The following is a 25,078-nucleotide window of genomic DNA, read 5'->3' as shown; positions in this document are numbered from 1 at the left end:
TGCCATCAAGGATGTGGTCATGCCACCACCCAATGCAGCCAGCCTGGGCAAATACGGCGATATTCCCGTAAGCAATTATACCGGAGTGCCCAGTGTGGGTATTCCCGTTTACACCGTCACCGACGGGCCGGTAAGCTTGCCTGTTTCACTTTCCTACCATGCCGGTGGCATGAAAGTGGGAGAACTTGCCAGCTGGGCAGGTCTTGGATGGTCTCTGCAAGCAGGGGGCATTATCAGTAGGACCGTCCAGGGAAAGGAAGATGAACGCGAAAACGGTTATTTTCAAACAGGGTCTAATCTGACAGTAGATGCCAACGGGTGCTTAGCTTCGCTACCTACATACTCTTATTCCAACTTTCGGGATGGGGCGGCAGATGGCGAGCCGGATATTTTTTCGTTTTCCGTTGGCGGCTATAACGGTAAGTTCTTTTTTGAAGCCGATAAAACCAGTGACGGTATAGTTAACCCGCAAATCGTGCTCGTGCCCAAACAGGATGTGCGTATTACCTACGAACTTGACGGTTCGATTTCAAACATTGCCCGGTTAAAATCATTCACCATAACCACACCGGATGGTATCAGGTATCAATTTGGGACCATTATTGGCGACCCTGCCGGAAAATGCATTGAGCTGACCAGGACCAACCCGATAAACTCGATGATAGCAAGTAGCTGGTATCTGCGGAAGATATCATCTGCTGACGGGATCTATTCGATTTTGCTCGATTATGTAGCAGAGAAATACCAGTATGGATTTCGTGCAAGCTTTGGGTCTGGATACCAGTCTACTGGTGCACCTAATGCTTACATGGAAAACCTGAATTACGTTGAAGGCTGGCGGTTGTCTTCCATTACATCCCAAACCACTACACTTACTTTTGTGGCTGATGTAAACAGGGAAGATATTGACAACCGAGATTTTGCCGGAAACGCTTCCGCTAGTCCTGCTAAAAGGCTTTCGAAAATTCAAATAGCATCTGGTAATTTCTGTAAGTCTTTTGAGCTGTCACATGCCTACTATGTGGACAATTCTGCATTGAAAACCGGCAAGGACAATCATGACAAACGGTTGAAGTTGAATACGGTTCAGGAAAAGTCATGCGACGGAACCGTTACGGCTAATCCTTACACAATGCAGTATTTTGAGGATTCGGCCACGCCGTCCTTTTTGCCCAATCGGCTCTCGTCAGCTATGGACCACTGGGGGTTTTACAATGGGGCTTCGGCCAATACCCAGTCTGGATTGAATATACCGGCAACCCGACTTCAGTTCCAAAACTCGCTTGGAGAAAATATGGATGTTGTCAAAGGCGGATCTAACCGGCAAACGAGTCAGGAACCGATGAAAATGGGTACCTTGAAAAAAATCTCTTACCCAACCGGCGGTTCCACTACCCTCGAACTGGAGGCCAATACGGTATACGCAGCCCGAACAACCGCAACGTACACGCAAGTGCCAGGGACACTTTCTATGGCGTGGCCGAGTGGGCCGTTATGTTCGGATGGCCCTTACATTCAATATGCAAGCATGACCCAAACCCTGGATGCTTCACTGACTTACCATTACAAGTGGGAGAGTATCAGGACCGCAAATGGCGGATCTCCCGCATGCGCCTCAAGTGGTGCATCGCAGATAAAGGTGTTTAATAATGCAACGAATGCGTCTCTGGGAAGTGCGGTAATTTCCCCAAATTATACACTCAGTACGAAAGAAGGTGCCCTAGGCGATCTTATAGCGGGTCTTCCCAATGGTGTCGTCCTACGGTTTGAAATATGGGGTCGGAATAGTGCAGCGAAGTTCACACTTTTCAGCTATACCGAAACAACAACGAACAACAATTTTCCTGTCGGCGGTCTGCGTGTCAAACAAATAACCAGCCACGATGGAGTTAGTACTGCAAACGATGTGGTTAAAACATATACGTATAACAATGCGCTTGTCAACCCCGACCGGTCAAGTGCCATTTTGTACAACGACCCTAAGTATGGGCACGTGTTCCGGGCTTGCCTGAATGCCAGCTCCTGCAGGGTTTCAGAGGAACCTACCGCCCCCTGCCCGTCAGGTTCGATCCTGTTTGTTTATGACTTTTTCTTCGAAAATTCCGTTGTACCCCTCAGTTCTTTTGAAGGGTATCATATGGGCTATTCCGCTGTCAAGGAGTATTTCAACGGATCTTCCAGTGGGTACTACAACCACTACGAGTATATCAACGAACCCTCGCCGGGCTTTACCGGCCTGCCCATCAAACCAATACAGCCCCGGGTTACCTCCGGGCAACTTTCTTTAAAAAGACAAAGAAATGCTTCTGGCTTGGATATAACTTATGACCAATATACGCAGAGAACGCCGGAAATCACTCAGAACGGACAGGGAACTTATGTTAAATTTAACACCTATTTCCGTGGCGGCGATCCTTCGAGTCCTATAAGTGGCATCTGGAAAAGCTACCCGATCACCACACGCCCGTTTCGTTACCAGAAAGTAGATACCTATCTTGACGGGCAACTCACTACCGTGGATAAGCTCTACAACGGTACAAACCACCTGCAACTTACCAAAGAAACCCTCTCCAACTCCGACGGCAAGGTTACCGAAACCGAATACAAATACCCGGCCGATCTAACCGGGCTTCCTGCTGCACAACTAACGGTATTTAATGCCCTGAACCTGCTGGTACCGTTGGAAATTACTGTCAAAGTAAGTGGCACTACAGTAAATGGCAGTAAAACCGAATATGGTTTCTTCGATAATGCTTCGGGTAATTTTTTAGGTACTACTGTTTCGGCTACCACCAGTTTTATCCGTCCTTATCAGTTCAAAAATTACGAAGGCGCTGCCTGGGTGCAAAAAGGGCAGATAGACAGCTACCATGGCACCAGTACCACTACCGGGCGCGCAGGGCTTCCAAGGCAGTTCGCAAAGACAGGCTGGCTGGCAGAAACATACGAATGGACTAGCGCAGGGCTCATCAAACAGCGTAAGTTCAAGGATTTTCTTTGGAAGTATGAGTACCTGTCTGGCACCAGCATGGTCAGCAAGATAACTAAGCCCGACGGACAGTTTACCGAGTATATGTACGACAAGCTCATGCGGCTGGACGAGGCCAAAGCCCGCGCCAGTAACGTCAAAACGAAATATACCTACACCTTCCCTGTTGTGAATGCTTCGGGGGTCATTACTTCGTTTGGCAATGTTAAAAGTGCAAATACCTTCACCGCCACGGCTGGCAGCGGCCTGGCCACACAGGAAACTTTTCATTATTTCGACGGGCTCGGCCGTGGTATAGAGACCGTCTTCAAAGGCAAAACACCATCTGGAACCGACCAGGTGGTCGCCACATCCTATGACAACCAGGGCAGGGTAAGCAAAAGTTTTGAACCTTTCGCCGGAACGGCCAATACAGGCGCCTACCAGTCTCCCGGCGCCAACGCCCACACCCTCACCGAATACGATCCGAATCCGCTCAATAGGATATGGAAAGTAACGTCACCTGCCTGGGCGGCCACAATCAACACCTATGCCGCCAACACCAGCGGCGATGCGGTGCTCAACTTCAATTTCTCAACAGGGAGCTCTGCCACCTTGGGTGCCGACCTATTGACCAAAACCACCACTACGGACGGAAACGGCAACAAGTCCATCACTTTTACAGACAAAAAAGGGCGGATGTTGCTCAGCCGCAAGACCAACGGAGCTGAAAGCAGCAGATCGGATACCTACTATGTATATGACGACAAAGACCGGCTAGTACGTGTGCTTCCTCCCGGGGCCAGCTGGAGCGATGCAGAGCTGGTATTTACCTATCAATACACCAACAGCGACCTGATCAGCCAGAAAAAGGTACCGGGCAAAGCTTACGAAGCTTACGAGTACAACAGTCGTGATTTGCCCGTAAGGTACCAGGACCCAATACTTAGGGCCAACTCAAACCGCTGGATGGGTAGTAAATACGATGATTACGGTCGTCTTACCCAAAAGGGCGTGTATGCTTCCGGAACTGGTGATGGCATTTCACTCTCCAACAATATTTTAGAAAACATATACAGCACTGCCACCACGGGTATAGAAACCGATAAACTCAAAACCAGCAAGGTGCAGGCCTTCACCGTCGCTGACCCTGTGGTGACGCCTGCCGCGGCCAATGCTGTGCTGCAAACAACCTTTAATTACGATACGTACGGCCGTGTGAGTTCCACCACGGGCAATAACCACACCAACATTACCAGCACTTCTGCCGAAAGTGTGGCCTATGGCTATGACCATGGCGACAACATCCTTACTGAAACCCGCAGCAGTGTCCACAGTGGGGGCACCACCAGTATAGCCAATACCCGCCTGTTCGACGCCTGGGGGCGCCTCACCCAAACCAGCCAGAGCATCAATGGTGCGTCGGCAACGGTGATCAGCCGGTTGGCCTACACCGCTAAGGACCAGCTGGCCAATAAAAAGCTTGGCCCGGGTACCAACGGATTGCAACAGATAGATTATGCCTACCTAACCAATGGGCTGCTGAGCTCCATCAACAGTACAGCGGGATTGAGCGGCAGTACGTTCCCTGTCAGCAACATGCTCACCAATTTCAGCACGCCCACTTTCGCCGCCACTAACGACGACTTGTTCAGACAAACGCTTGAATACAACACCCTTACAGGTGGACTAAGCGGTACGGCGCAGAACAGCGGAAATATCGGACAGATGATCTGGCAAGTAAAAGGCCGTGCTGCACAGGCATATGGCTTTACTTATGATTATCTGGACAGGCTTACGTCTTCGAAATATTCAAGCTACACGAGTGCCGGCGGTATTGATGCCGTGGATTACTACGGGGAGGCTCAAACCTTCGATGTAAGAGGCAACATCACCTCCATCACCCGCAAGGGCATGGTGAAGGGGGGCAGCAATTACACGAATGCCACCATTGACAGCCAGACGTTGACCATACCCACTGGTGGTAACCTGAGCACACAGAGCACAGGAGTGAACAGCATCCCGCCAACGCACGTTAACCTGGATGCACCGCATAACCATTTAAATCTGCCCAACAAGTTCGACTTTGGTTCCAACAATGTAATCGAGCTTTTGTATGATGGACTGGGTAATAAGCTCCGAAAAACGGTAAAGACTGCTGGAACAGTCACCTTGACACAAAATTATCTGGACGGCATAGAACTGAAAAACAACGTCGTGGAAGCGGTTTATAACGAAGAAGGTAGGGCGTTTAACAATGCGGGCACTTTCCGTTACGAATATGTTTTAAGAGATCATTTGGGAAATAGCCGTGTTGTCTTTTCTGACAAAAACAATTCCGAAAGTATTGACAACACTGAGATTTTGAGTGAAAACCACTACTACCCCTTCGGGAAAAGTTTTGATGGTGCCTGGTATAATGATGCAACCGCTGGGAAATATCGTTATCTTTATAACGGGAAGGAGCTTAATGAAGAGTTTTCATTAAACTTATACGATTACGGAGCAAGGTGGCTGGATCCTGGGGTGGGTAGCTGGTGGGAGGTAGATCCAATGTCGGAAAAATATCCGTCAATGACGCCGTACAGCTATGTCTTTAATAATCCATTAAAATATATCGACCCTGATGGTCGTGATGGGGTTTTAGCAATAAAGGGTAATACTCTTACTATCAGTTCAAATATTTATGTTTACGGTTCTGGGGCGACAAAAGCAACCGCATCATTAATGCAAAGAGATATTATGGCGAAGTGGGATAAGGGTTTTTCCGTAAAGGATGCTGCCGGGAATTCTTATAATGTCAAGTTTGATGTAAAAGTAGGGGTATATGGCGGCAAAGAAAAAGCGGACCCATTCATTATCCCTGAAAGCTGGAATCCTAACAATAGAGACAATTTTGTTGAAGTCGGGGCCACACTTGGCGAAGTAGGCCGCTCCTTTGTTAGTGGCGGAGACGAAGGAGAATGGCGTGGAGTTGGTCGAAATGGAATGAACTTATCACAGGATAATCCTGCTGCTCATGAATTTGGGCATATGCTAGGTTTGGACGATCGCTATGATGACAAAAAAGGGCCACATCCGGGCTGGGGAAATAATATTATGGGAGATTCGCAAAAGGGAAATGCTGATCAGAGGAATATTAATTCAATTGTGGGAGATGCTATGAAAGCATACGATACATGGTCCAAGGATAAAAACAATGCAGGCAAAACTTTTAGATATGAAATCAATGTTGATAAACCTGATAAAGAAAGGCAATAAATTTTGGGCCATTTTATTGCTTATAGATCTGGGTCTCTGGGGTTCTTTTAAGTATTACCAGCCTCTTTGTGAACCGTGTCTATCAAGTATGGATTGTCCACCATGTTTGTCTGGCAAACAATACTTTATTTTGTATTTGGCAGCATTCATTAATATAGTTTTGCCAGGTCTACGAATTTATCTTAGAAGTCTGAGAAAATCCTAATTATAAAAGACTCTATTTCCAGGTGCTTGCTTAAATCTAAGACTTCCCAAAGCCCTGAGAGATCGGGGTTTTGTTAATATAACGCCGCCACATTTTGACTAAAGAATTCCTTAAACTTCTTGTTGGTGAGCATTTTATCGACGAGTTTAAAGATAGTGGTATCTTTGGTCAGATTAAAAAGTTCTTTGGCTTACTGGTTGAAACCAGATGCGCGCGCGAAGTAAAAGTGGTGCAGTTGTGGTAAAGGGTAGATCCATTGGCGGAAACATCAAGAAGATTAAGTCCGTATGCTTATGGGAATAATAACCCGATCAGGTTTATTGACCCTGACGGCCGGGAAAGTTCAGCTTATGGTGGGTTTACCTCTTCGGCCGAGCTGGCTATTATGCATGAGCAAAGTAGCCAGAGGTTTAGGGAGGAAAATGAGGATAAAAAAAATGATAAGAAAACAGAAGAATGGGAGAAGAGAAAAAGTGAAGCTTCGGATAAATACGGATCAACCTTTAAAGCTAGGGCGGCTAATTCAGATTTCTGGAGTTACCTTTTGTTTTCCGAAGGGGCGTTTGAGTCCGATCCAAATGCCATACAGGCAACAGTGCCTGACTTACCGATTGGCCCAGGTGGACCAGTCAAAGTATTGAAAAATTTAAAAAATGCAAAACGAATTGTAGTTCTTGGGGAAAATATGGCTGAGAATGTTATCCCATACGCAAAAATAATAGGGGCAACACGGTTTAAGCCAAGAAGTACTAACCCGGCTAATTGGATGAAAAATCAAGTCAATTGGATTAGAAAACAAATAAAAGATCCCAGTACAGAAATAATTAATATTGGCCCTGATCTTAATAAACCAGAACGAAGTAAATACTATCTAAAAGAAATGGAAATGTTAAAGAAATATTTAGGGATTTAAACTGGATAACTGTGTTGGCAGCGTTTAATATAAAAGAATCAGTTCTCAAAATGACTAATTCTCAAAAAGGGGTTTCATTAAATGAAATTATCGACTATCTAGATTATGTCAATAAAGTCCGATACTCGGAAGATGAAATTAATGAAATATTAAAGGAGTTGAGTAATGAAGGTAAAGTCCATTTTAATAAGCAATTATGGTTAAAAAGCTAAGCCTGAGGTAGTTTCTGCGCTACGTCAGACTTTAATTTTTACGATTAAGGATCTAGATGGCTTGATCCTGGGATGGATGGATGGCGGGAGGTAGCTCCATTGAGCGAAGTTTCAAGTGATGGTGCCCTTATGCTTATGGGAATAACAATCCGATCAGGTATATTGATTCAGAAGGAATGGAGAGCTCTGCTTATGGAGGATTTACGTCTTGGGCTGAAATAGCTACGCAAAATGAGGCTGCGAGTGAAAGGTTTGTGGATCGAGCAAAAGGGGAGGATAAGAAAAAAAGTAAAAGTAAAGAGAAAGGGCCAAGGTCTTTTAAAAGATGGAGGATCTGTTCATATGGCTGTAACGGCGATGAATGAATTTAATCCTCTTGCTATCGGTATCAATTCCATAAAAGCTTACTTTACAGGGTGCAATGTTAACGGCGAGGTAATGTCCAGTGCGGAAGCGACCTTTAATTTGGCTACGATTTTTCCTATCGGTAAGATTGGGAAGATAAGGAGAAGTATAAAAGGTATATCCCAAGGAATGACTCCAAATGCCGGTGGGAAAATTGTTTCTTTTGCAGTCAAAGATTTAGAAACATATTACAGATTATTTTCTGGAAATCCTAATGGGGAGCATTCCTGACCAAGGTTGCACCAAAATCAAGTTCTTTCGCTCTTGAAGGCTTAGCTCTGCTTGAATTTAATACCGCTTCTTTTATTCAGGAAGTAACGGTACCCTCTGGCATTCTAATGCAAAGGTCGAGAGCTCTACCGGCATTTGGACGAAGAGGCGGACTAGAATAGTTTCAAATCTTAAATTTTGAATCAAGAATCATATTTCACCCTGGTACACCTTTAAATTAAACTTGTATGGAAATATTAATCGAGTTTAAAAATAACGAATATTTTTTCGATAATACTAGCTTTGAGCCGTCAAAGATTAACATAACTCTAAACGATGAGACTATATTTTTAGATTATGAATGGTTAATAGAGACTCAATTTAAAGGGGGAAATGTTGGAGACTTATTCGAGGAGCTGAAATATGAGATGAAGTTAGGCCAAAATTCAAAAGCTCCTTGTGGCGGATTTATAAATTTTTATATGCTTCGCGGTTGCAAAGGTAATATGTATATCATCTTTTCGGGTGTAAACGAAGTTTCAAACTCACATTATATTGTAACCCTTCATAAAATACTAACCAAAAAATAAGGTACCATTAAGAGAATGGAAGTTTAACTTGTAAAGATAACGCTACGGAAGGAAAGTACCGAAATCTGTATATTGAGAAAGAAGTAAGCGAAGAATTCGATCTGTACTTTCTTGATGGTGCCGGGTGGCTTGATCCGGGACTTGGATCTTGGTGGGAAGTGGATACATTAAGTGAAGTAAACCGGCGTTGGGCGCCTTAGTCTTATGGCAATAAGAATTTGGTCAGGATTATTGATCCGGGGATGAGCGCTTTTGACGCAAAAGCTTAGAGAAAAGCATTTAGAATCATTTTAAGATTGGTATTACCTAAGAGTATGTTTTGGAAACTTATTTTGTCATTCTGTTTAAGAGAATACATATGAAATATTTAGCAGGGAAATATTTTACTTAATGGTAGAGGTCCACCATTTCCGCTACAAATAATAACAGTTACGACGCCGAAGATAAATGCGCCTTCAAAATCATTTTGAAGGCGCATACAATTAAAAAACACTACTAAATTTGTTTAGTTTATTCCAAAACTTGCATAGATGATGTCACAAGCATTGACTAATCTCAATACTTTCCCCAAAATTGTCATTGTGTCTTCTCTAAATCCTGCCTCAGTTGGATCGTCGGAGCATAACGCAAAGAAGCATATATGTTTTAAGCACTCATCCCATTGGTCATACGTTTTGAAGGCAAAAAACTCCGCGATGATTTGAAGTGGATTTTGTTGTTCGAAGGAAGACAGCTCACCGAGAGTAAAAAAATCCGTTGATTTAGAATTCTTACCTGCATCCTCATTTTTCAGATAATTGATTGTAAAGTGCTCGGGATAAAGCTCTTTCGCTGCAAAGATTAGCTCTCCGAGTTTTTCCATCGTAAACAATACATCAGAGGGGCTGGATTGCCGATAATAATCATTTTGAGAATAGGCTTGAAGAATGTGAAAGAACCGTCTTTTGAAATCCTCTGGTTCGTAGAAATCAAAGAATGATTTTAAAAAAGGTTGATATGTTTCACAGATGCTATCATTGGAACTTACTTGATCTTTGAAACCAGGATCCTCTTTATCTACCGACGACTCCAATGTAAATGCTGCCCCAGTCGAACCATAGCTATTCTTAATCTCCTCGACAGCTTGTTTTACAAGTATTAATAACTGCTCTGTTTTGGAAAGCAGAATACCTGCTTGCTTAGAATCAACCGTGAATTTCTCGGAATATCGTGCTTTAATATACGCGCTCTGCAAAACCGGTAAAAGATCGGTCTGATTTTCATCTTCAAAGAAGTTTGATTGGAGTTTCGTGATAACCCGGGATGAAAGCCCCAGTAATTTTTTCAGGTTATGCGTTTTATTTTTAATACCCATTAGGCAAAACAAAAGAGCATTTAATGTATGCTCCACCGCTTGATGGCAACTGAAAGCCGTTAGCTCGTACTCCTTTCCTCTAAGATGAGCCTCTGATGTTTTTAGAAAGGAAACTGCGCGTTTGTGAAAATAGTCAAAGCGGAGCTGAGCCCGATCAAAATTTTTTGAGATAGGGATTATGAAGTCTTTTTGTTTTCCTGAGTCAAAAACAAGCTCTGCCTTTTGAAGCACCAGGGAAAAATATAGACCTCCGCCGTTTTCAACTATTGAATTAAAGTAGGAGGTCTTAAAGATGCTAATTTCAACGGCTGCCATTGGATATGTCAAGTTCTTGATATCAGCTTCATATTCGCTGGTAGACTTGGTATCCGTGCTTTCGGTTAAAACAACGAAATCTAATTTCGGGCGCTTTGACTGATCTGTCCTAGACGAAATCAGAAATATCTTGTCGGTAGGGGCAGTCTCACGGATGATGCAAACGATTTTATCAAGTAGATCCTCTTTTGAGATTTCGCTTAGATTGTCAGAATCTTGTACACGGCTCGGAGCAATGTTTCCGTTTATGGCCGATTTTTCGGTTTCGGTATTCAGTAAATAAACAGATTCAATCATAGCCATTATGTTTTCGAAAAAGAAAATTTGGCCGCCGGCAGAGGCTTCGATATGCGTGAATTCGTATGAAATGGAATTGCTGAGCATCTGCCATAAGTAAAAGCGGCAATCAGAAAGTTTCCAGGAGTCGCAAAAGTTTCGGACAAAGTCTGCTGGCGAAGCCATTTCTTCGGGCGATATCCAAACTGGATATTGATGCTCTTCGCTTGATGTGGTATATCTCATAGCGGTAGAATTTGAGTGGACGATTCCCGAATTTCATTACCCGTAACCGTCTGATCCATTCTACAATGGAATATTTTAGTCGCAAATTTTCTTATTTAGCAAGTTGTTTGATCTTTCAAAGTCTTATATTTGAATATCACAACACGAATTAGCAATGAGCGAAACCATACACCACGGACGAAATATAAAGCGCTTTAGAGAAATGCTGGGTATTAAGCAAGAAGGACTTGCTTATGAGCTTGGAGAGGAATGGACGCAAAAACGCGTTTCAATTTTGGAACAGAAGGACGTCATTGAGCAGGATATTTTAGATCAGGTAGCCAAAATTTTGAAGGTACCGGCAGAGGCCATAAAGAATTTTGACGAAGAAAAGGCAATATTCAATATTCAGAATAACTACGATAACGCAAATCAAAATGTTAATTATCAATTTAGTCCGATAGATAAGTGGATTGAGGCTGTTGATGACATCAAGCAGCTTTACGAACGTCTTCTTCAATCTGAAAAGGAAAAGATTGAAATTCTTCAAAAATTACTGGATAGAAATTTATAAAAGAGTATTTTTTTGGAACAAGGAATTGAGAAAGGAAGACGATCTATTTTTTTCTGTGAAACTATCCTATCACGGTGTTAATGTCTTGTTTGTGGTATTTTATATCTAACTGTTGAAACGTTTAGTTTACGCTAAACGAATCCCGCGTTTTCGTTCACGTTTCAGTTCCGGCTTTTGAACCTGATTTTGGCATTCAGCAATCTGTTGCCCGAGCCTCTTTTGCAGATTAGCCAGTGAATACTGACGTCCGAGCTCAGAACCTTTGACCTTCATCCGGTTTTTTGTGTTGAAAAATACAATGCCTCTTCCTGGATAAGTTTTATATCCTTGTTTCTTTAATGCTTCGCTAAGTCCCTCTATGGTTTGAACTGACGGTAAAAGCCGGTCTAATAGTTCTTTGAGCATTATTTTAGACTGATCAGATAATTCATGTTCAGCTTGTTTACCGCTAATGATACGCATCTGAGGAGTGATACTCAGACCCAGCTCCAACTCCATCCTTCTGCAGAAATTTCCGGTGCGGGCATAGTTATTAAAATGGTCTGCCGTGTTTTTTCCATTGTAATTGAGCCGGTTTGCAACAAGATGAAAATGAGAATTGGCAGTATCCTGATGACGAAAGACCAGCATTTGGTTCTGTTCAAAGCCAAATTCTTTGGCAAACTCGGTGGCAATCGTTGTGATCTGTTCATCTGAGGGTTTTTCACCTGGCGGAAAACTGAATGATTGGTGCCAAATGAATCTGGTCAGGTTTCGATTCTTATCCATGTTGTCAAGAAACTGCCTGGCCAGATAATCCAGGTCATAACGTCCGTCAGGCAATGTTTCCAGCGCCAGATGCTGCAAATAGATTAGCTCACCCCGGACATCGTCCGGAGTGAGGTTCTTTCGCTGCTTTACGGTCAATTCTTTTTCATAATAGCAGTATTCCAAAATTCCTTTGGCATAGCTACCCAGACCAGCTTTTCCGATCATTTTTTAATACGGTTTAAAATCTCGTCCACCGCTTTCTGAATCCGGGAATGCACTGTAACTAAATCATTACTAGCCTGCTCGTGCTTCCAAAGAACTTCGCTTCTTAGATCCTCTGATCTGTAATATAGCTCATACTTTTGAAGCAGCTCTTTGGATGCTTTGTAAGCTGAGGCTGTTTTATTTTGCAAGCTGTTTTTCTCGTCCGAAGAAGGTATTGTCAAACTCACAAACAATTCTAAATCCTGCATCCAGTCCCTGATATGTGTCAAGGTTTTACGGGTGCTTCTGATTTCAAACTCTTCAAAGACCCAGAGCGTAATCAGTTTGGAAAGAAGCCGCACCTGCTGGCTGCTTTGCTTCCACTGCTCAGAGTTCATCTGATTATCTTTTGTTTTCAAAACGGCCAACGAAAGAATGCCTGCAAGCTGCTCAAGAATTCGGATGGTTTCCGCGGTACGCGCAGGAAGTGTCTTTTTCTGCGGCCGCTTGATGGGAACATCAAGGGCAAGCGTCAGAAAAAACTGACTTGCGGATAAATTACTTTTTTCAATCAGCTGATTGATCTTAGCTTTTTCATCTTTGGTGACCCATACAGAAAAGTGATCTCTTCTGGCTATACTGTCTGGCTTTGGTGGTCTGCCTTTCACCTTTTGATTTTCCATAAATCTTGAATTTTTAAAATTAATCTTTCACAATAAGCTATGAGCTCAAGAGGCGAATAGCGGGGTCCAGGGGTTTTCCCATGGCCAGTTCTCGCCGGTCGTCGCCTTTTCGCGACGTGCCGGCGATAGCTGGCTTTGGGGAAGCCAACGAAAAGTTTACAGAAGTTTACAAATGGCTGTGTTTGGCAGCCAAAGTTTAAAAAAGTTCACAAAAGTTTACTTTAAGGCTTTCTGAGGCTATTTTCTGCCTAATGGTACGAGTATCCGCTTGTTAGTTGGATCATAGATATACTCTTTCCCTATGAAGATATCTCCTTTTTTAGGCACCGGCCGAAGCAAAAGGTATTTGGCACCGTCGTGCTGAACGATCTCTCCATGCTGCATGAGAAGCACATAATCAGAAGCATTCTCGTAGGTATCAATGATCTGTTTCTTTTGCTCATAATCCTGGCTGCTTCGAGCATACCAAAAAATCAAAATCGAAACCAGCATGACAGCCAAGGCAGTTGGCCCAGCTATGCCCAGCCCAAAGAAGAGGGACTGGCGATCATCCTTGAAATGGAATGACTTATGACTGCCCTTGATATCTGCCGCAGCCTTGTTGATCTGCTCAATCGATGCTTTTACAGTATTGTCCAATTGAGTGAAATTCTCTTGGATCTCATAAAAAAGCATCGGAGACCAGTTGTCCATTAGCTTACCGTATTTTTCCAGATACCTGCCCCGGATCCGGGTGAGCTGTTCTTTACTGACCTGGTTCATCGCTGAAATTGTTTTCAAGTTCTGTTTCCAGGCAGATCTGCGCGCCGAATGGATACTGATCCAGTCTGTATCCATTTCTGATTCCATCAAGGATCTGAATACCCAAAAGGGTTCCTGCATCAAAGTCACCAAACTGCCGCAGCTCAACACCAAACCTGGCGCAGTTATCAGACAGTTCAGCGGACAGCTGGGGCAGCTCACTGAAAGTGCTCAGATTCTGCCAGACCACGATCCGAAAGCGCCCACTAATTACCTCGATCATTTTTTGAAGGTACTCCACGCAGGCCCGGTACGCACCGCCGCCTGCGATGATGATATGGAAGGTAACTTCGTTGCCCAGCCTGTCACACCATGCTTTAAAGTTTAGGTCTTTGGAGACAAGTGCCGGGAACTGCTCGCTTTCCGGAGCACCAAAGTCCATAAAGATTTCATCGAAGGGAGCATCAGCCAGACTTTCGACATATCCGATAAAAATGTCTCTTACAATCATATCCCGTTTCCCGACCAACGATAGCGATTCCATCCTTGCTTCTCCAAGAAATTTAAGCTGACGGGTGGAAGTCTTTGTGGAATGGTCCACATCGACAAACAGGGAAGAACGGTCATATTCGGCCAAGGCTCTTAGATAGGTGTATAGACTTTTGCCTACACCGCCCTTGGCTTGTAGCACATAATGGAATTTGCGTTTCATTTTTTAGAAAATTTAGATTCAACAATAATATTCTCTTGTGTACTCATGGTGTCCGGATCTGACCAGTGAGCGCTAGAGCCGGAGCTTTGGCTACTTGGTTCAACTTGAACCGATGAAGCAGAAACAGGTTTAGATCTGGGACCCGGTTTTAATGCGGCGCTTGCGACTTTACCTTTAAATTGGAACCGGCAGAACTTGATGTCCGCTGCATTGACCATATCGGCACGCCCCAGATCCTTGCAGATCGTTTCGGCAATGTAGCGTGCTGTTAGCCTGGAATTGATCAGATCGAAATACAGCTCGTAAAGGATCCGTTTTCTTTTCTTATCTCTGCGCTCAAAAAGATCGATCAGTATTTTTTTATCCATTGGCTTGGGTATTAAATTAATTGTCTTCTCCGGTTAGGTATATACGGCGTTCTGGACCAGCCCTGGTCTGATAGAAAATATGCCTTTTTTCATCATGGAGTTAGGTTTATTCACGACTGAAATGGATTTAATTTTTAACCCAAGCTCCCGGATTACTCTACGTTATTGCTTTCAGCTAGCTGGTGTAAATTGTCCGTCTGATCTGGTAGAGTAGTCTGCCACTGATGGCAATGCGCACGGATGTATTTAATGTCTAGCCAATTGACTAGCGTGCTTCCCAGATCGGCGTTGATCAATGCGAGTGTGAAGCGGACGGAATGCTGCTGCTTAAAGTAGCTTTCATAATACTGATAAAGTTTCTTTCTTCTTTTCACATCACGGCTCACAAAGAGCCCAATAAGCTGTTGTTTAGTCTCATTCATGACGTTTTTAGTTTAAAATGATTTAATAAGAATTAAGGCTCACTAAGCAAAAGCCAAACATCTTGTCAAGTGGCCTGATATGCACTGGCCGACGCACAGAGCATGGATCTGCACAAAGGGTAGGGGAGGCAATCCAGAAAATCACTGCCCGGACTGATATCGCACGTAGAAAAACGAGCAGGTTAACTATATCCTGGTGCGTTTTTGCAGCACGCAACAGGATAAGTTTGTGTTTGCAAGGGTTGCATCTGATACTGATTTGAAATGTCATCGCTTGCATGTTGTTTAGTGGAACATGCTGTAAATTTCAGGCGGGGATATGACAATAATGTTCCTGGCTTTCCGGTAGGAAGAAAAAGAACAAAAAAGGAAAATTTGTGACCCAAACTTCCCTAGAGTTCCCGGAGAAGAAGGCTGCAATCCCTGACATATTTATACCGGGGCTTATGGGCTCCGCAGTTAAAAGTATCTTGCTGCTCGGTTTGAAAGGCTTTAATAAACGACTCGCGGGGAATGCTATGGGAAAGCCAGCTGTTAAATACGGCAGCTACCTTGGGAGCGGTAAGCCGCTGCTGGATGTGTCCCAGTTTATTAAGTGTAAAATACAGCGCTGCCAATTGCAGCCGTCCGCCGGTACCCGTATTTCTAAATTGGTAAATTCCTTCGGTTTCAGAAGGTGCAATCCATTGTTCTTTAAGAAGGATAGCTATAAGGTGCTCAAATTTTTGCTTCCGGCTCGTATCATCCGGTCCGGTCAGAATCTGATGAAAATTTAGAGGAGGCAGTTTCTTTAAAACCTTTTGCAGTTCTGGAACAGAGGATTCAGATTCTAATAGCAGATGCCCGAACTGTGATTTCAGGTCCTGCTCCCATTGGTTGATATCAATTCCGCTTTTCGTTGCCGGCTCATCGGGAAGGGTTTGAAGCCATTGGTAGATTTTAAGTATCGTCTGCTGTTTGGATTCGAAAGTGCTGTAATCCTTTCGAACAAGCAGCTGCTCGTAGATTTGACGGTTGTTTTCCATCAAATAAAGCATTCTATTACGAATCAGGTTGATTTGCCGTCTTTTTGAGGAAGGTAGATACCAAAAGGCAAAGGGTTTTTGAAGGTATCTTGCAAAATCATCCAGGTAGTCCCCGGTGCTGTCATCAATAGAGAAACTGTACCGGTTATGATAAAGGATCAACATACGGTTTAAACAAGTAAGCTCGTTTTGGAAAAAGCTTCCTTGAAACTCCTCGGATAAATATTTGAGCAGAGGATACTTTTGATTTGCATGCAGGTTCATCTTTTTCTCTGTTTATGTTTCACATTCGACCTGAACAAAGCCATTTTGACTTGCTTTGTGCTGCTAATGTAGAAAAGTAGGTTCACACTTACTTTACCTAGGTAAATTTTGAATAGGTGAATTCTTGGGGAATTGCGACTATCGCGAATAGTTGCTAAATTAATACTAGAGAGTTAATTATGTTAGATATTGACCTTGACCTCCCCCCTGAAAACTGGACAGTTAATAATTAGAGAAAATTGGGCGATTTTGATAATTTAACCATCAAAAAAATCGCTTATGAAAAAGACAAAATTCTCAGAAGCGCAGATCATTTTTGCGTTGCGCCAGGCGGACACCGGCGTCCCGGTGGCAGAAGTTTGCCGGAAGATGGGTGTTAGCGAAGCTACCTATTACAACTGGAAAAAGAAGTATGCTGGTCTTGGTGTTCCGGAGCTTCGAAAACTCCGTCAACTTGAGGAGGAAAACCAGAAATTGAAACAGCTCGTAGCAGATTTGAGCCTGGATAAACAAATGTTACAGGACATTCTCAAAAAAAAGCTCTAAGGCCGGCCCAGAAACGGACGCTGGCCGCCAGCTTAATGAAGAATTATCAGGTTGCCGTTATTCGAGCATGTTCGGTCGTTTGCTTACAAAGATCCTGTTGGTATTATAAGCCGCACCGGCGCGACGACGCAGCTATTCGCCATCGAATTAAGGAAATTGCACAGGTCCGAATCCGCTACGGTTATCAAAGAATTCATGTTTTACTAAGACGGGAAGGCTGGAGAGACAATCATAAAAGGGTATACAGAGTTTACAAGGAAGAAGGATTAAACCTGCGCAGTAAGCGCCCAAGACGAAGCAGAGCCGCTTCACAGCGACTTGACAGGCCGCAGCTTTCTAATATTCATCAAAGCTGGAGCATGGATTTTGTGGCAGATCAGCTCTTTGACGGGCGAAAAATTCGGGCTTTAACTGTAGTCGATAACTTTAGTCGGCAGTGTCTGGCTATTCATGTCGGCCAATCGCTGAAGGGAGAGGATGTTGTCGCTGTGATGAATCAGATAAAAATTGTAAATTTAACCGTACCTAACCGGATTCAGGTTGACAATGGTGCTGAATTTATTTCCAAAGCGTTGGACAAATGGTGTTATGATAACAGCGTAACGCTCGACTTTTCAAGACCTGGAAAACCGACAGATAACCCTTTTATTGAGTCCTTTAACGGTAGCTTTAGAGATGAATGTTTAAATGCGCATTGGTTTTTATCACTTGAAGACGCACAGGAAAAAATTGAAACTTGGCGACAAGAGTATAACAGCTTCAGGCCGCATAGTTCATTGGGAAATTTAACTCCTAATGAGATTGTGATGCGGGTGAAAAAAGAGGAAGATGCCGACCCGATTTTCTAGTTTTAGCTGTCCAAGAATTGGGAGACCCTCATGCCGACCCGATTTTCTAGTTTTAGCTGTCCAAGAATTGGGAGACCCTCATTTAAACGCACATTGGTTTTATCACTTGAAGATGCACAGGAGAAAATTGAAAATTGGCGGCAAGAGTATAATAGTTCCTGGCCCCATAGTTTATTGGAAAATTTAACTCCTGAGGAGATCGCAATGCGGGTGAAAAAGAGGAAAATACTAGCCTGATTTTCCAGTTTTGACTGTCCAAGATTTGGGAAACGCTCGATCTCACTAACTGTTTTTAGTAATACAGCTTGAAAGTAGTCTTTAATTTTTTCGGCATCGGCCCTATCATTACCTTGAATCTAGACTTTTTGTAACTTCCTCATGATCCTCATAAGTCTCGAATCCAATTGATGGTTTATTGATGGGAAGTGTAGCCTTTAAGGCCCCGAATTTTCGAGGAGTCAATTTTGTTATCATTGTCCTTAAAACTAGTGTCTTGTACCAGTGATTAATGTAAATGTTCTCAGCAGAACTTTAATTTTTCTTTCTAATCTGTAAATCTATCATTTTGATCGGCTACAATATCGGCAATAAATACGCCATTTAAAATCGTGCCTTTCAAAACGAATGCGCCATTTGCTAATACGATCAGTATCCAAACCTAAGTCATCTGCCGCAGCACTTAAAGACACCTTGCTTTCAGCTAGCTCAATCACTATCAGTTTGAAGGCATCATCAAATAATCTCCTTGTTCTTTTAGTTCAAATTTAATCAATTATTGATTCAGCCTATTCCTGCCTTCAGTCTAAGGTAGCAACATCACTTCATCCGCATTAGCAACTGGTCATTTACAAAATGGCGGTTGCTATCAAGCTTCATCAAAGTTCTTTGTCGATCTAATATATACCATCTGATTTCCACATAATATCCTTAGGGTTTTCCCTAGATTTTAAGGATAGAAACTTTTTGTTTTATGTTGATGGCTGATTCGTCGTACTTTCGATAAATAGATAATTTTACACTGTATTTAGATACATGATACGAGTCCTAATCGCTGATGACCATAATGTTTTTGTTGAAGGCATCGAGTTGCTTATTTCAGGATCACGGGATATTAAAGTGACTGAGCGCTGCTACACCGCACAGTCAGTTATTACGCGATTAAGCCAAACCGCGATCGACGTCGTGTTACTTGATATTTCGTTTCCTCATATTGAGGACGGCCTCGGCCTTTGTGAGTATATTGGCCTTACATATCCAGAAACGAAAGTGGTAGCACTGACGATGCACGACGATGCTAGTCTTATAAAGCGGGTCGTTAAAAAAGGGGCAAAAGGCTATATGTTGAAAAATACTACAAAAACGGAGTTGCTACAGGCCATTCAGACAGTTCACAATGGGAAGCAATATTTCAATGAGTCAATTACGCAAATTTTGTTGAACGATAATCCCAAGACCCGAAGGCCAACGGCCGGCACTGGTGTAAAACCGAACCTCAGTCCTCGTGAATCGGAAGTGTTGACCCGCATTGTGCAGGGTTTGACAACGCAACAGATTGCCAATCAGTTATTTGTTAGTGTCAAAGCAATCGAATTTCACCGAAGTAGCCTACTTATGAAGTTCGGTGTTCCTAATACGGCCCTACTGGTAAAAACGGCTATGGAGATGCAAATGATTGATTAGTCTTATGTCGTCTAAATAGATAATGCTCATGAAATTCTGTTCTCACCGGTATATATTACGGATCGTTCTTCTCGTTTTAATTACACTAGCTTGCGGGTTTGAATCTGTTAAGGTTGTATCGGATACGACGTCTATTGATAGCTTAAAAAAACAGATTAAACTTTTAGTTCAGGATAAGAATTACAGTCAGGCTGCTCAGGCTTTTGATTCCTTAGGGAAACTATACCATCGGCAATACGGATACAATAAATACACGATGGACTCATACTTAAATAGCTTGAAATACTATGGCCTGATGGGCGACTCACTGGGGTACTTCAATCATTACCTTGCAATAGGAGACTACTATGCCCAGGACTATTTCATGTATGCTTACGCCGAAAAATATTTAAAAAAAGCCCAGCAATATTTCGAGCGAACAAATAACATGCCCAAAATCATTGAGTGTCGGTTAGGTTTGGACAATATCGCTCATTATGTAGAACCTATTTCGCCCGGTTTAAAAACACACCTGCGTGAAACCGAACGCCTTAGCGTACAGTACAAGCAACCCTATTCACAGGCGTACGCTCTTAATCTGCTGGCCAATACGTACTCCCGGGACAAGCAGCCCGACTCGGCATACTATTTTGCCAATCGAAGTCTGATCATATCAAATCGATTAAAAATTAACTGGTTAATTGCATTGAATCACTTTTATCTGGGTTTGGTCGAGCAGTCCAGGTATAACAGTATGGCGGCTATTGAAGCCTACCAGAAGAGCTATAACCTATCGAAGGTTGAAAATAGTGTGGGCATGATGCGGGAATTGTCGCGGCATATGGCAGATAGCTATTCCCGTATGGGTGACTATAAAAAGGCATATGATTGGTCATTGAAAACCCTCGATTTTACGGTTCAATTTTACGCATCCGAACAAACAAAAAGTATTCGTTTGCAGGAACTGGATAGTCAGATCAAAACGCTGGCAGTTGAAAAACAACTAGTTGAAGAACAAAGCCGAAATCAGCGTGTATTGAATTCTGTACTAATCATTGGTCTGATAATCAGTATTCTAGGCGTATTTACATTAGTGTACTTGAGACGTCAGCAAAAATTGATTGATCATCAGCACACAGTCATTGCCCAGCAACAGATTCGACATTTGGAGCTTAAATCCCTCCGTGCGATGATCGAAGGTCAGGAAGGCGAACGAAGTAGAATTGCTCGTGATCTACACGATGGTCTGGGAATCCAACTGTCGCGAATAAAACTCTTTATCGAAGCGCATCAGGAAGAATTGCCTTTATCCGTCAAGGAACCTCTGAACCAGTTTCTGGATGAGGCCTGCACAGAAACGCGGCTGATTTCAAATGATCTGCGCCCTTATGCTCTTTCAACCTTCGGGCTCATTCCGGCGCTGGAAGACCTGGTTCAAAAATTAAATTTGTTAAATAAAACAAAGTTGATTTTAGATCATTATGGCAAAATGCCAACTTTGGGAGATGAAGCTGTTGTGATGATCTACAGGGTAGTGCAAGAGTTACTCAACAACGCGTTGAAACATGCAGATGCTCAGGTGGTGACTGTTCAGCTTATGGTCAATGAAGAAACTACTTTAATTAGTGTAGATGACGATGGGCTCGGGGCTGATTTCGATCATCTGATATCAAAAGGAAGTGGCATTGCTAACATTAATTCCCGAATTGCCTACCTTGGCGGGCACGTCATGTGGCATGGCGAAGCCGGAAAAGGAACATCTGTTATGATTTCTTTACCTATTCAAAAGTTGCAAAAAACGCAAACGCTTGCCTGATAAAGGTCCCACGGATTTGCACCCGCCTAAGATTTTCACTGCAAGAGTCGATATTGAATTCTCCCAATAAATCTGCCAACCTAAGCAGAATCTCCAGCTCGCAAAAATTTTCTTTTTTGAGCTGCGAAGAAGGAATCTAATACGTCCCCCTTATCGAGGGTTTCCCCTAAGTTTTAAAAAAATAGGGTTTACCTTAATGTATCTCCATATCGATTAGTCCTATTTTTGCTGGATAAAATTCTATTTGTAATACTTTTAGCAGCTAATGGTATGCATCGGCCGGAGGTAAAGAGTCTTATTACATCATACCAATAAATTCTAATATAAATATGAAAGAAACTTTATTATTTGACAGAATCAATCAGTACAAAAGGCTGATGTTAAGTTCACTTTTTCTGGTCGTGCTAACCCTATGCAAAGCTGTTGGCCAGGATCGGCAGGTTACAGGTAAAATCACCGAGAGTCAGGGGGCAAGTGCGGTGCCAGGCACCAACATCATCATTAAAGGTACCAGTACCGGTACAGTCTCGAATGCAGATGGTACGTATAGTATTACCGTTCGAGACAATACGTCAACGCTTGTATTCAGTAGCGTCGGCTACACCAGTCAGGATGTTGCGGTTGGTACGAAGTCGGTCATTGATGTAGATTTGGTTCCGGATACTAAGTCACTGAACGAAGTCGTCGTGGTTGGTTATGGTACGCAGCAGCGGAAAGATATCACAGGGGCCATCAGTTCGGTAAGCGCGGCACAGATTGAAAAAGTACCGGTCACTACCTTGGATCAGGCACTTCAGGGGCGCTCGCCCGGGGTTCAGGTGACGAATAATGATGGTTCGCCGGGTGGTGGCGTGTCCGTTCAAATTCGCGGAACAGGTACGTTTGGCGACAACTCGCCCCTCTACGTTGTGGATGGCTATCCTATTTCTGGCGGTATTAATACATTGAATCCCAGTGATATTGCGTCGATGGAAATACTCAAGGATGCGTCGGCAACGGCCATTTATGGTAACCGGGCTTCCAATGGTGTCGTTATCGTGACGACCAAGCGTGGCAAGCAGGGCGCATTGCAGGTCTCGTTCGATGCCTACGGATCGGTGCAGGCGATCCCCGAGTTATATAAGGTACTGAATGCACAGGATTTTGCTTCGTTTGCGACGGAGATCGCTGACAAAGAGTCCTATCCGGTTTTACCAGAGTGGCGAAATCCATCAACATTAAGAAACATTGACTGGCAGAAGGAAGTGTACCAAACGGGCTACCGCCAAAACTATAATCTGGCTTTGCGTGGTGGAAGCGACAAGGTGCAGACGTCCCTTTCGCTGGGCTATTTTGATCAGCGGGGAACGATTAAATTTTCGAATTTCAAACGTTACAACGGCAGCCTAAATCTGGATTATACGCCCGCAAAATGGATCAAAGTTTCAACGAGCATGAAATATACCCGCACGGGTGGTTTCGTTGGTTTTGGCTCTGGCCAGAACGGCGTTGGTAACCTGACCAAACTAGTGCCAACAATGACGGGCAATCCGTTGACGGATCAGGTAAAAGATGCCAATGGGAGTTACGGCTATTATACCAAAGGCGCCACGGCGGTTTCGGGAAGTACCAACGTCATTGCGGATCTGGAAACCACAGACCGGCAGCAGGAATCTAATAACCTGCTGACCACTACCTACCTGGAAGTTACGCCTGTTGCAGGTTTGCGTCTGAAAACTAATTTTGGCTGGAACACCAGCGATGGATCGGGTTATTATTTTACGCCGACAAACGACCGGTTACTGACGCCACCACTCGCCTTTTATTCTCAGAATGCCAGCAACACGGCGGAGTGGTTGTGGGAAAATACAATCGCTTATAACAAAACATTCGGCATTCATTCGATTGATTTTGTGGGCGGGGTATCGGCTCAGGAAAATACATATCGCCAGAGTGGCGCCAGTGGCTCCGGACTCATTAGCGACGAACTCCGCAATGTGGGTTCCATTCAAACCGTAACGCCGTATGGCAATCAGCAGACCTGGTCGCTGGCTTCCCAGTTTGGGCGTTTGACCTATAAATTGCTTGATCGCTACATCATCACCGGTACTGTACGCAGGGATGGCTCATCACGTTTTGGCCCGGGTAATAAATACGGCGTATTTCCGTCTCTGTCGGTAGCTTGGCGCCTGAAAGATGAACCTTTCCTTAAGTCAGTGAATGCGGTGAGCGATTTAAAGCTTCGTGGTAGTTGGGGGAAAGCGGGCAACCAGAATATCGGGCTGTTTCAATACCAGGGCATCTATAGTTCGGGTAGCAGCAGGATCGACAACCGGGGTTATGTGTTTGGGCAAACGAAAACGTACTACGATGGTCTTGTCCTGAGTGCGTTACCAAATCCGAATTTAACGTGGGAAAATCAAACTCAGTCGAACATTGGACTGGACGCGTCTTTCCTCGATGGCCGGATCAATTTTACGGCTGATTACTACGTCCGCTCATCAAGCGGTTTCCTGCTTAACGTGAACGTGCCTAGCCAAACGGGCTTTAGTACCGCGACCCGGAACGTAGGTAGCATTCGCAATAGTGGTCTGGAATTGGGATTGGAATACCGCGAGTCTAGTCATCCTTTTAAATGGGGTGTCAGCGCAAACGTCACGACGGTTAGCAATAAGATTCTAAGTTTTGCCGACGGACTCACATCGGTTGGTAACTTCTCCGATCTGGGGTTTCCGACTTTTGGTGGTAATCTCTGGACGACGTTTACCCAATCACAGGTCGGCGGTCAAGTGGGTGCGTTTTACGGCTTCAAATCAGCGGGAATTTTTCAGGAGCAGGATGAAATCAATGCCTTCAATGCATCCGCAGCTGCCAAATATGGACCTGGTACGTTTTATCAGGCATCCTCTACCGCACCCGGTGACCGACGGTTTGTCGATATCAACGGAGATGATCGTATTACCGACGATGACCGGGTGATCATTGGCAGTCCGATACCGAAATTCTTTGGGGGCGTAAACTTCGATGGTTCATATGGACAGTTCGACGTTTCTATGTTTTGGTATGCATCTGTTGGGAACGACATTCTGAATTATGCAAAACGGAATCTGCAAAGTTTGGCAACCAACGGCGGCGTGGGGGTGGAGAACGTCAGCGAAGAATTTTATGTAAACCGCTGGACGGAAACCAACCGCTCGACTACCTACGCTCGTGCTGTCCGGGATGATAAAAGCGGTAATACGCGCGTGTCAGATGCCTACGTAGAGGACGGTTCGTTCCTGCGATTGCGGAACCTACAAATTGGCTATACATTACCAGCAACATTGGTACGGAAAATTACGTCTACCCGAGTACGGATGTATGTAAGCGGGCAGAATCTGGTTACGTTCACTAAATACACAGGCTTAGATCCTGAAATCGGGCAAGTTAGCGATCCAAATAATGGAAGCACGAGTGCTACGGTGAAAGGTGTTGATGTGGGCAATTACCCAACTTCACGCTTCTTTACGCTAGGCCTGAGTGTGCAGTTTTAATCTTTATCAAAATACATGAA

Annotated in this window: 18 protein-coding genes; 10 read left to right on the top strand and 8 right to left on the bottom strand. The window is 43.8% G+C overall.

Annotation, left to right across the window (positions count from 1 at the left end; genetic code table 11):
- Positions 1–19: 19 nt before the first annotated feature.
- The 4 genes from L0657_RS23475 (at position 20) to L0657_RS23460 (ending at position 8,764) form a co-directional block, all read left to right on the top strand.
- Positions 20–6,229 (top strand): RHS repeat domain-containing protein, encoded by a 6,210-nt coding sequence (locus tag L0657_RS23475; protein WP_235153214.1) that lies wholly within the window; start codon positions 20–22, stop codon positions 6,227–6,229.
- Between the two features lie 461 nt (positions 6,230–6,690).
- A complete protein-coding gene (locus L0657_RS23470; protein ID WP_235153213.1) occupies positions 6,691–7,347 on the top strand; it encodes a hypothetical protein in 657 nt (218 codons plus the stop codon).
- Positions 7,348–7,802: 455 nt separating this feature from the next.
- Complete coding sequence (locus L0657_RS23465; protein WP_235153212.1) at positions 7,803–8,195, top strand: hypothetical protein; 393 nt, start codon at positions 7,803–7,805, stop codon at positions 8,193–8,195.
- A 227-nt stretch (positions 8,196–8,422) separates the two neighbouring features.
- Positions 8,423–8,764, top strand: a complete 342-nt coding sequence (locus L0657_RS23460) for a hypothetical protein (RefSeq protein WP_235153211.1) — start codon at positions 8,423–8,425, stop codon at positions 8,762–8,764.
- Positions 8,765–9,269: 505 nt separating this feature from the next.
- Here the strand turns inward: L0657_RS23460 and L0657_RS23455 are convergent.
- Complete coding sequence (locus tag L0657_RS23455; protein WP_235153210.1) at positions 9,270–10,955, bottom strand: HEPN domain-containing protein; 1,686 nt, start codon at positions 10,953–10,955, stop codon at positions 9,270–9,272.
- A 154-nt stretch (positions 10,956–11,109) separates the two neighbouring features.
- Here L0657_RS23455 and L0657_RS23450 point away from each other — a divergent pair, with 154 nt between their 5' ends.
- Positions 11,110–11,508: a helix-turn-helix transcriptional regulator gene (locus L0657_RS23450; RefSeq protein ID WP_235153209.1), complete on the top strand. Its 399-nt coding sequence runs from the start codon at positions 11,110–11,112 to the stop codon at positions 11,506–11,508.
- Between the two features lie 126 nt (positions 11,509–11,634).
- On the opposite strand, the gene L0657_RS23445 is transcribed toward L0657_RS23450, so the two are convergent.
- From L0657_RS23445 to L0657_RS23415, 7 genes are all read right to left on the bottom strand, one after another.
- Positions 11,635–12,483 carry a relaxase/mobilization nuclease domain-containing protein gene (locus L0657_RS23445; RefSeq protein ID WP_235153208.1) on the bottom strand — a complete coding sequence of 283 codons (849 nt, stop codon included), beginning with the start codon at positions 12,481–12,483 and terminating at the stop codon, positions 11,635–11,637.
- The gene (locus L0657_RS23440; protein ID WP_235153207.1) at positions 12,480–13,145 is read right to left on the bottom strand and encodes a plasmid mobilization protein; all 666 of its coding nucleotides are present in this window, start codon (positions 13,143–13,145) and stop codon (positions 12,480–12,482) included. The genes L0657_RS23445 and L0657_RS23440 overlap by 4 nt, the downstream gene beginning before the upstream one ends.
- Positions 13,146–13,382: 237 nt before the next feature.
- A complete protein-coding gene (locus tag L0657_RS23435) occupies positions 13,383–13,907 on the bottom strand; it encodes a hypothetical protein (RefSeq protein WP_235153206.1) in 525 nt (174 codons plus the stop codon).
- Positions 13,891–14,598 carry a hypothetical protein gene (locus L0657_RS23430; RefSeq protein WP_235153205.1) on the bottom strand — a complete coding sequence of 236 codons (708 nt, stop codon included), beginning with the start codon at positions 14,596–14,598 and terminating at the stop codon, positions 13,891–13,893. The genes L0657_RS23435 and L0657_RS23430 overlap by 17 nt, the downstream gene beginning before the upstream one ends.
- Positions 14,595–14,966, bottom strand: coding sequence for a hypothetical protein (locus L0657_RS23425; RefSeq protein WP_235153204.1), 372 nt, complete (start codon positions 14,964–14,966; stop codon positions 14,595–14,597). The genes L0657_RS23430 and L0657_RS23425 overlap by 4 nt, the downstream gene beginning before the upstream one ends.
- 152 nt (positions 14,967–15,118) lie before the next feature.
- Positions 15,119–15,388, bottom strand: coding sequence for a hypothetical protein (locus tag L0657_RS23420; RefSeq protein WP_235153203.1), 270 nt, complete (start codon positions 15,386–15,388; stop codon positions 15,119–15,121).
- Positions 15,389–15,780: 392 nt separating this feature from the next.
- Positions 15,781–16,578, bottom strand: a complete 798-nt coding sequence (locus L0657_RS23415; protein ID WP_235153202.1) for a hypothetical protein — start codon at positions 16,576–16,578, stop codon at positions 15,781–15,783.
- A gap of 378 nt (positions 16,579–16,956) precedes the next feature.
- On the opposite strand from L0657_RS23415, the gene L0657_RS23410 reads away from it, so the two are divergent.
- The 5 genes from L0657_RS23410 to L0657_RS23390 all read left to right on the top strand — a co-directional run bounded on the left by L0657_RS23410 (position 16,957) and on the right by L0657_RS23390 (position 25,058).
- A protein-coding gene (locus L0657_RS23410; protein WP_409015101.1) for an IS3 family transposase occupies positions 16,957–18,071 on the top strand; the annotation gives its coding sequence in 2 pieces (ribosomal slippage) (positions 16,957–17,212 and positions 17,212–18,071; 1,116 coding nt in all).
- 30 nt (positions 18,072–18,101) lie between these two features.
- A complete protein-coding gene (locus tag L0657_RS23405) occupies positions 18,102–18,308 on the top strand; it encodes an integrase core domain-containing protein (RefSeq protein ID WP_409015100.1) in 207 nt (68 codons plus the stop codon).
- A gap of 795 nt (positions 18,309–19,103) precedes the next feature.
- Entirely contained in the window at positions 19,104–19,751 is a 648-nt protein-coding gene (locus tag L0657_RS23400) for a response regulator transcription factor (RefSeq protein WP_235153200.1), read from the top strand.
- A 28-nt stretch (positions 19,752–19,779) separates the two neighbouring features.
- Positions 19,780–21,546: a sensor histidine kinase gene (locus tag L0657_RS23395; protein WP_235153199.1), complete on the top strand. Its 1,767-nt coding sequence runs from the start codon at positions 19,780–19,782 to the stop codon at positions 21,544–21,546.
- Positions 21,547–21,875: 329 nt separating this feature from the next.
- Complete coding sequence (locus tag L0657_RS23390) at positions 21,876–25,058, top strand: TonB-dependent receptor (RefSeq protein WP_310588304.1); 3,183 nt, start codon at positions 21,876–21,878, stop codon at positions 25,056–25,058.
- The last annotated feature ends 20 nt before the right edge of the window (positions 25,059–25,078 follow it).

It is taken from the genome of Dyadobacter sp. CY345 (genome assembly GCF_021502725.1).
Classification (GTDB): Bacteria; Bacteroidota; Bacteroidia; order Cytophagales; family Spirosomataceae; genus Dyadobacter.
The sequence above is the reverse complement of the archived record's forward strand: the minus strand, read 5'-3'. Positions and strand labels throughout refer to the sequence as shown.

What these genes read in the sequence shown, in the direction of transcription:
- L0657_RS23475 (WP_235153214.1), top strand. Translation starts at nt 20, where the DNA reads ATGCCACCACCCAATGCAGCCAGCCTGGGCAAATACGGCGATATTCCC.
- L0657_RS23460 (WP_235153211.1), top strand. Translation starts at nt 8,423, where the DNA reads ATGGAAATATTAATCGAGTTTAAAAATAACGAATATTTTTTCGATAAT.
- L0657_RS23455 (WP_235153210.1), bottom strand. Translation starts at nt 10,955, where the DNA reads ATGAGATATACCACATCAAGCGAAGAGCATCAATATCCAGTTTGGATA.
- L0657_RS23450 (WP_235153209.1), top strand. Translation starts at nt 11,110, where the DNA reads ATGAGCGAAACCATACACCACGGACGAAATATAAAGCGCTTTAGAGAA.
- L0657_RS23445 (WP_235153208.1), bottom strand. Translation starts at nt 12,483, where the DNA reads ATGATCGGAAAAGCTGGTCTGGGTAGCTATGCCAAAGGAATTTTGGAA.
- L0657_RS23440 (WP_235153207.1), bottom strand. Translation starts at nt 13,145, where the DNA reads ATGGAAAATCAAAAGGTGAAAGGCAGACCACCAAAGCCAGACAGTATA.
- L0657_RS23435 (WP_235153206.1), bottom strand. Translation starts at nt 13,907, where the DNA reads ATGAACCAGGTCAGTAAAGAACAGCTCACCCGGATCCGGGGCAGGTAT.
- L0657_RS23430 (WP_235153205.1), bottom strand. Translation starts at nt 14,598, where the DNA reads ATGAAACGCAAATTCCATTATGTGCTACAAGCCAAGGGCGGTGTAGGC.
- L0657_RS23425 (WP_235153204.1), bottom strand. Translation starts at nt 14,966, where the DNA reads ATGGATAAAAAAATACTGATCGATCTTTTTGAGCGCAGAGATAAGAAA.
- L0657_RS23420 (WP_235153203.1), bottom strand. Translation starts at nt 15,388, where the DNA reads ATGAATGAGACTAAACAACAGCTTATTGGGCTCTTTGTGAGCCGTGAT.
- L0657_RS23415 (WP_235153202.1), bottom strand. Translation starts at nt 16,578, where the DNA reads ATGTTGATCCTTTATCATAACCGGTACAGTTTCTCTATTGATGACAGC.
- L0657_RS23405 (WP_409015100.1), top strand. Translation starts at nt 18,102, where the DNA reads ATGCCGACCCGATTTTCTAGTTTTAGCTGTCCAAGAATTGGGAGACCC.
- L0657_RS23400 (WP_235153200.1), top strand. Translation starts at nt 19,104, where the DNA reads ATGATACGAGTCCTAATCGCTGATGACCATAATGTTTTTGTTGAAGGC.
- L0657_RS23395 (WP_235153199.1), top strand. Translation starts at nt 19,780, where the DNA reads ATGAAATTCTGTTCTCACCGGTATATATTACGGATCGTTCTTCTCGTT.
- L0657_RS23390 (WP_310588304.1), top strand. Translation starts at nt 21,876, where the DNA reads ATGAAAGAAACTTTATTATTTGACAGAATCAATCAGTACAAAAGGCTG.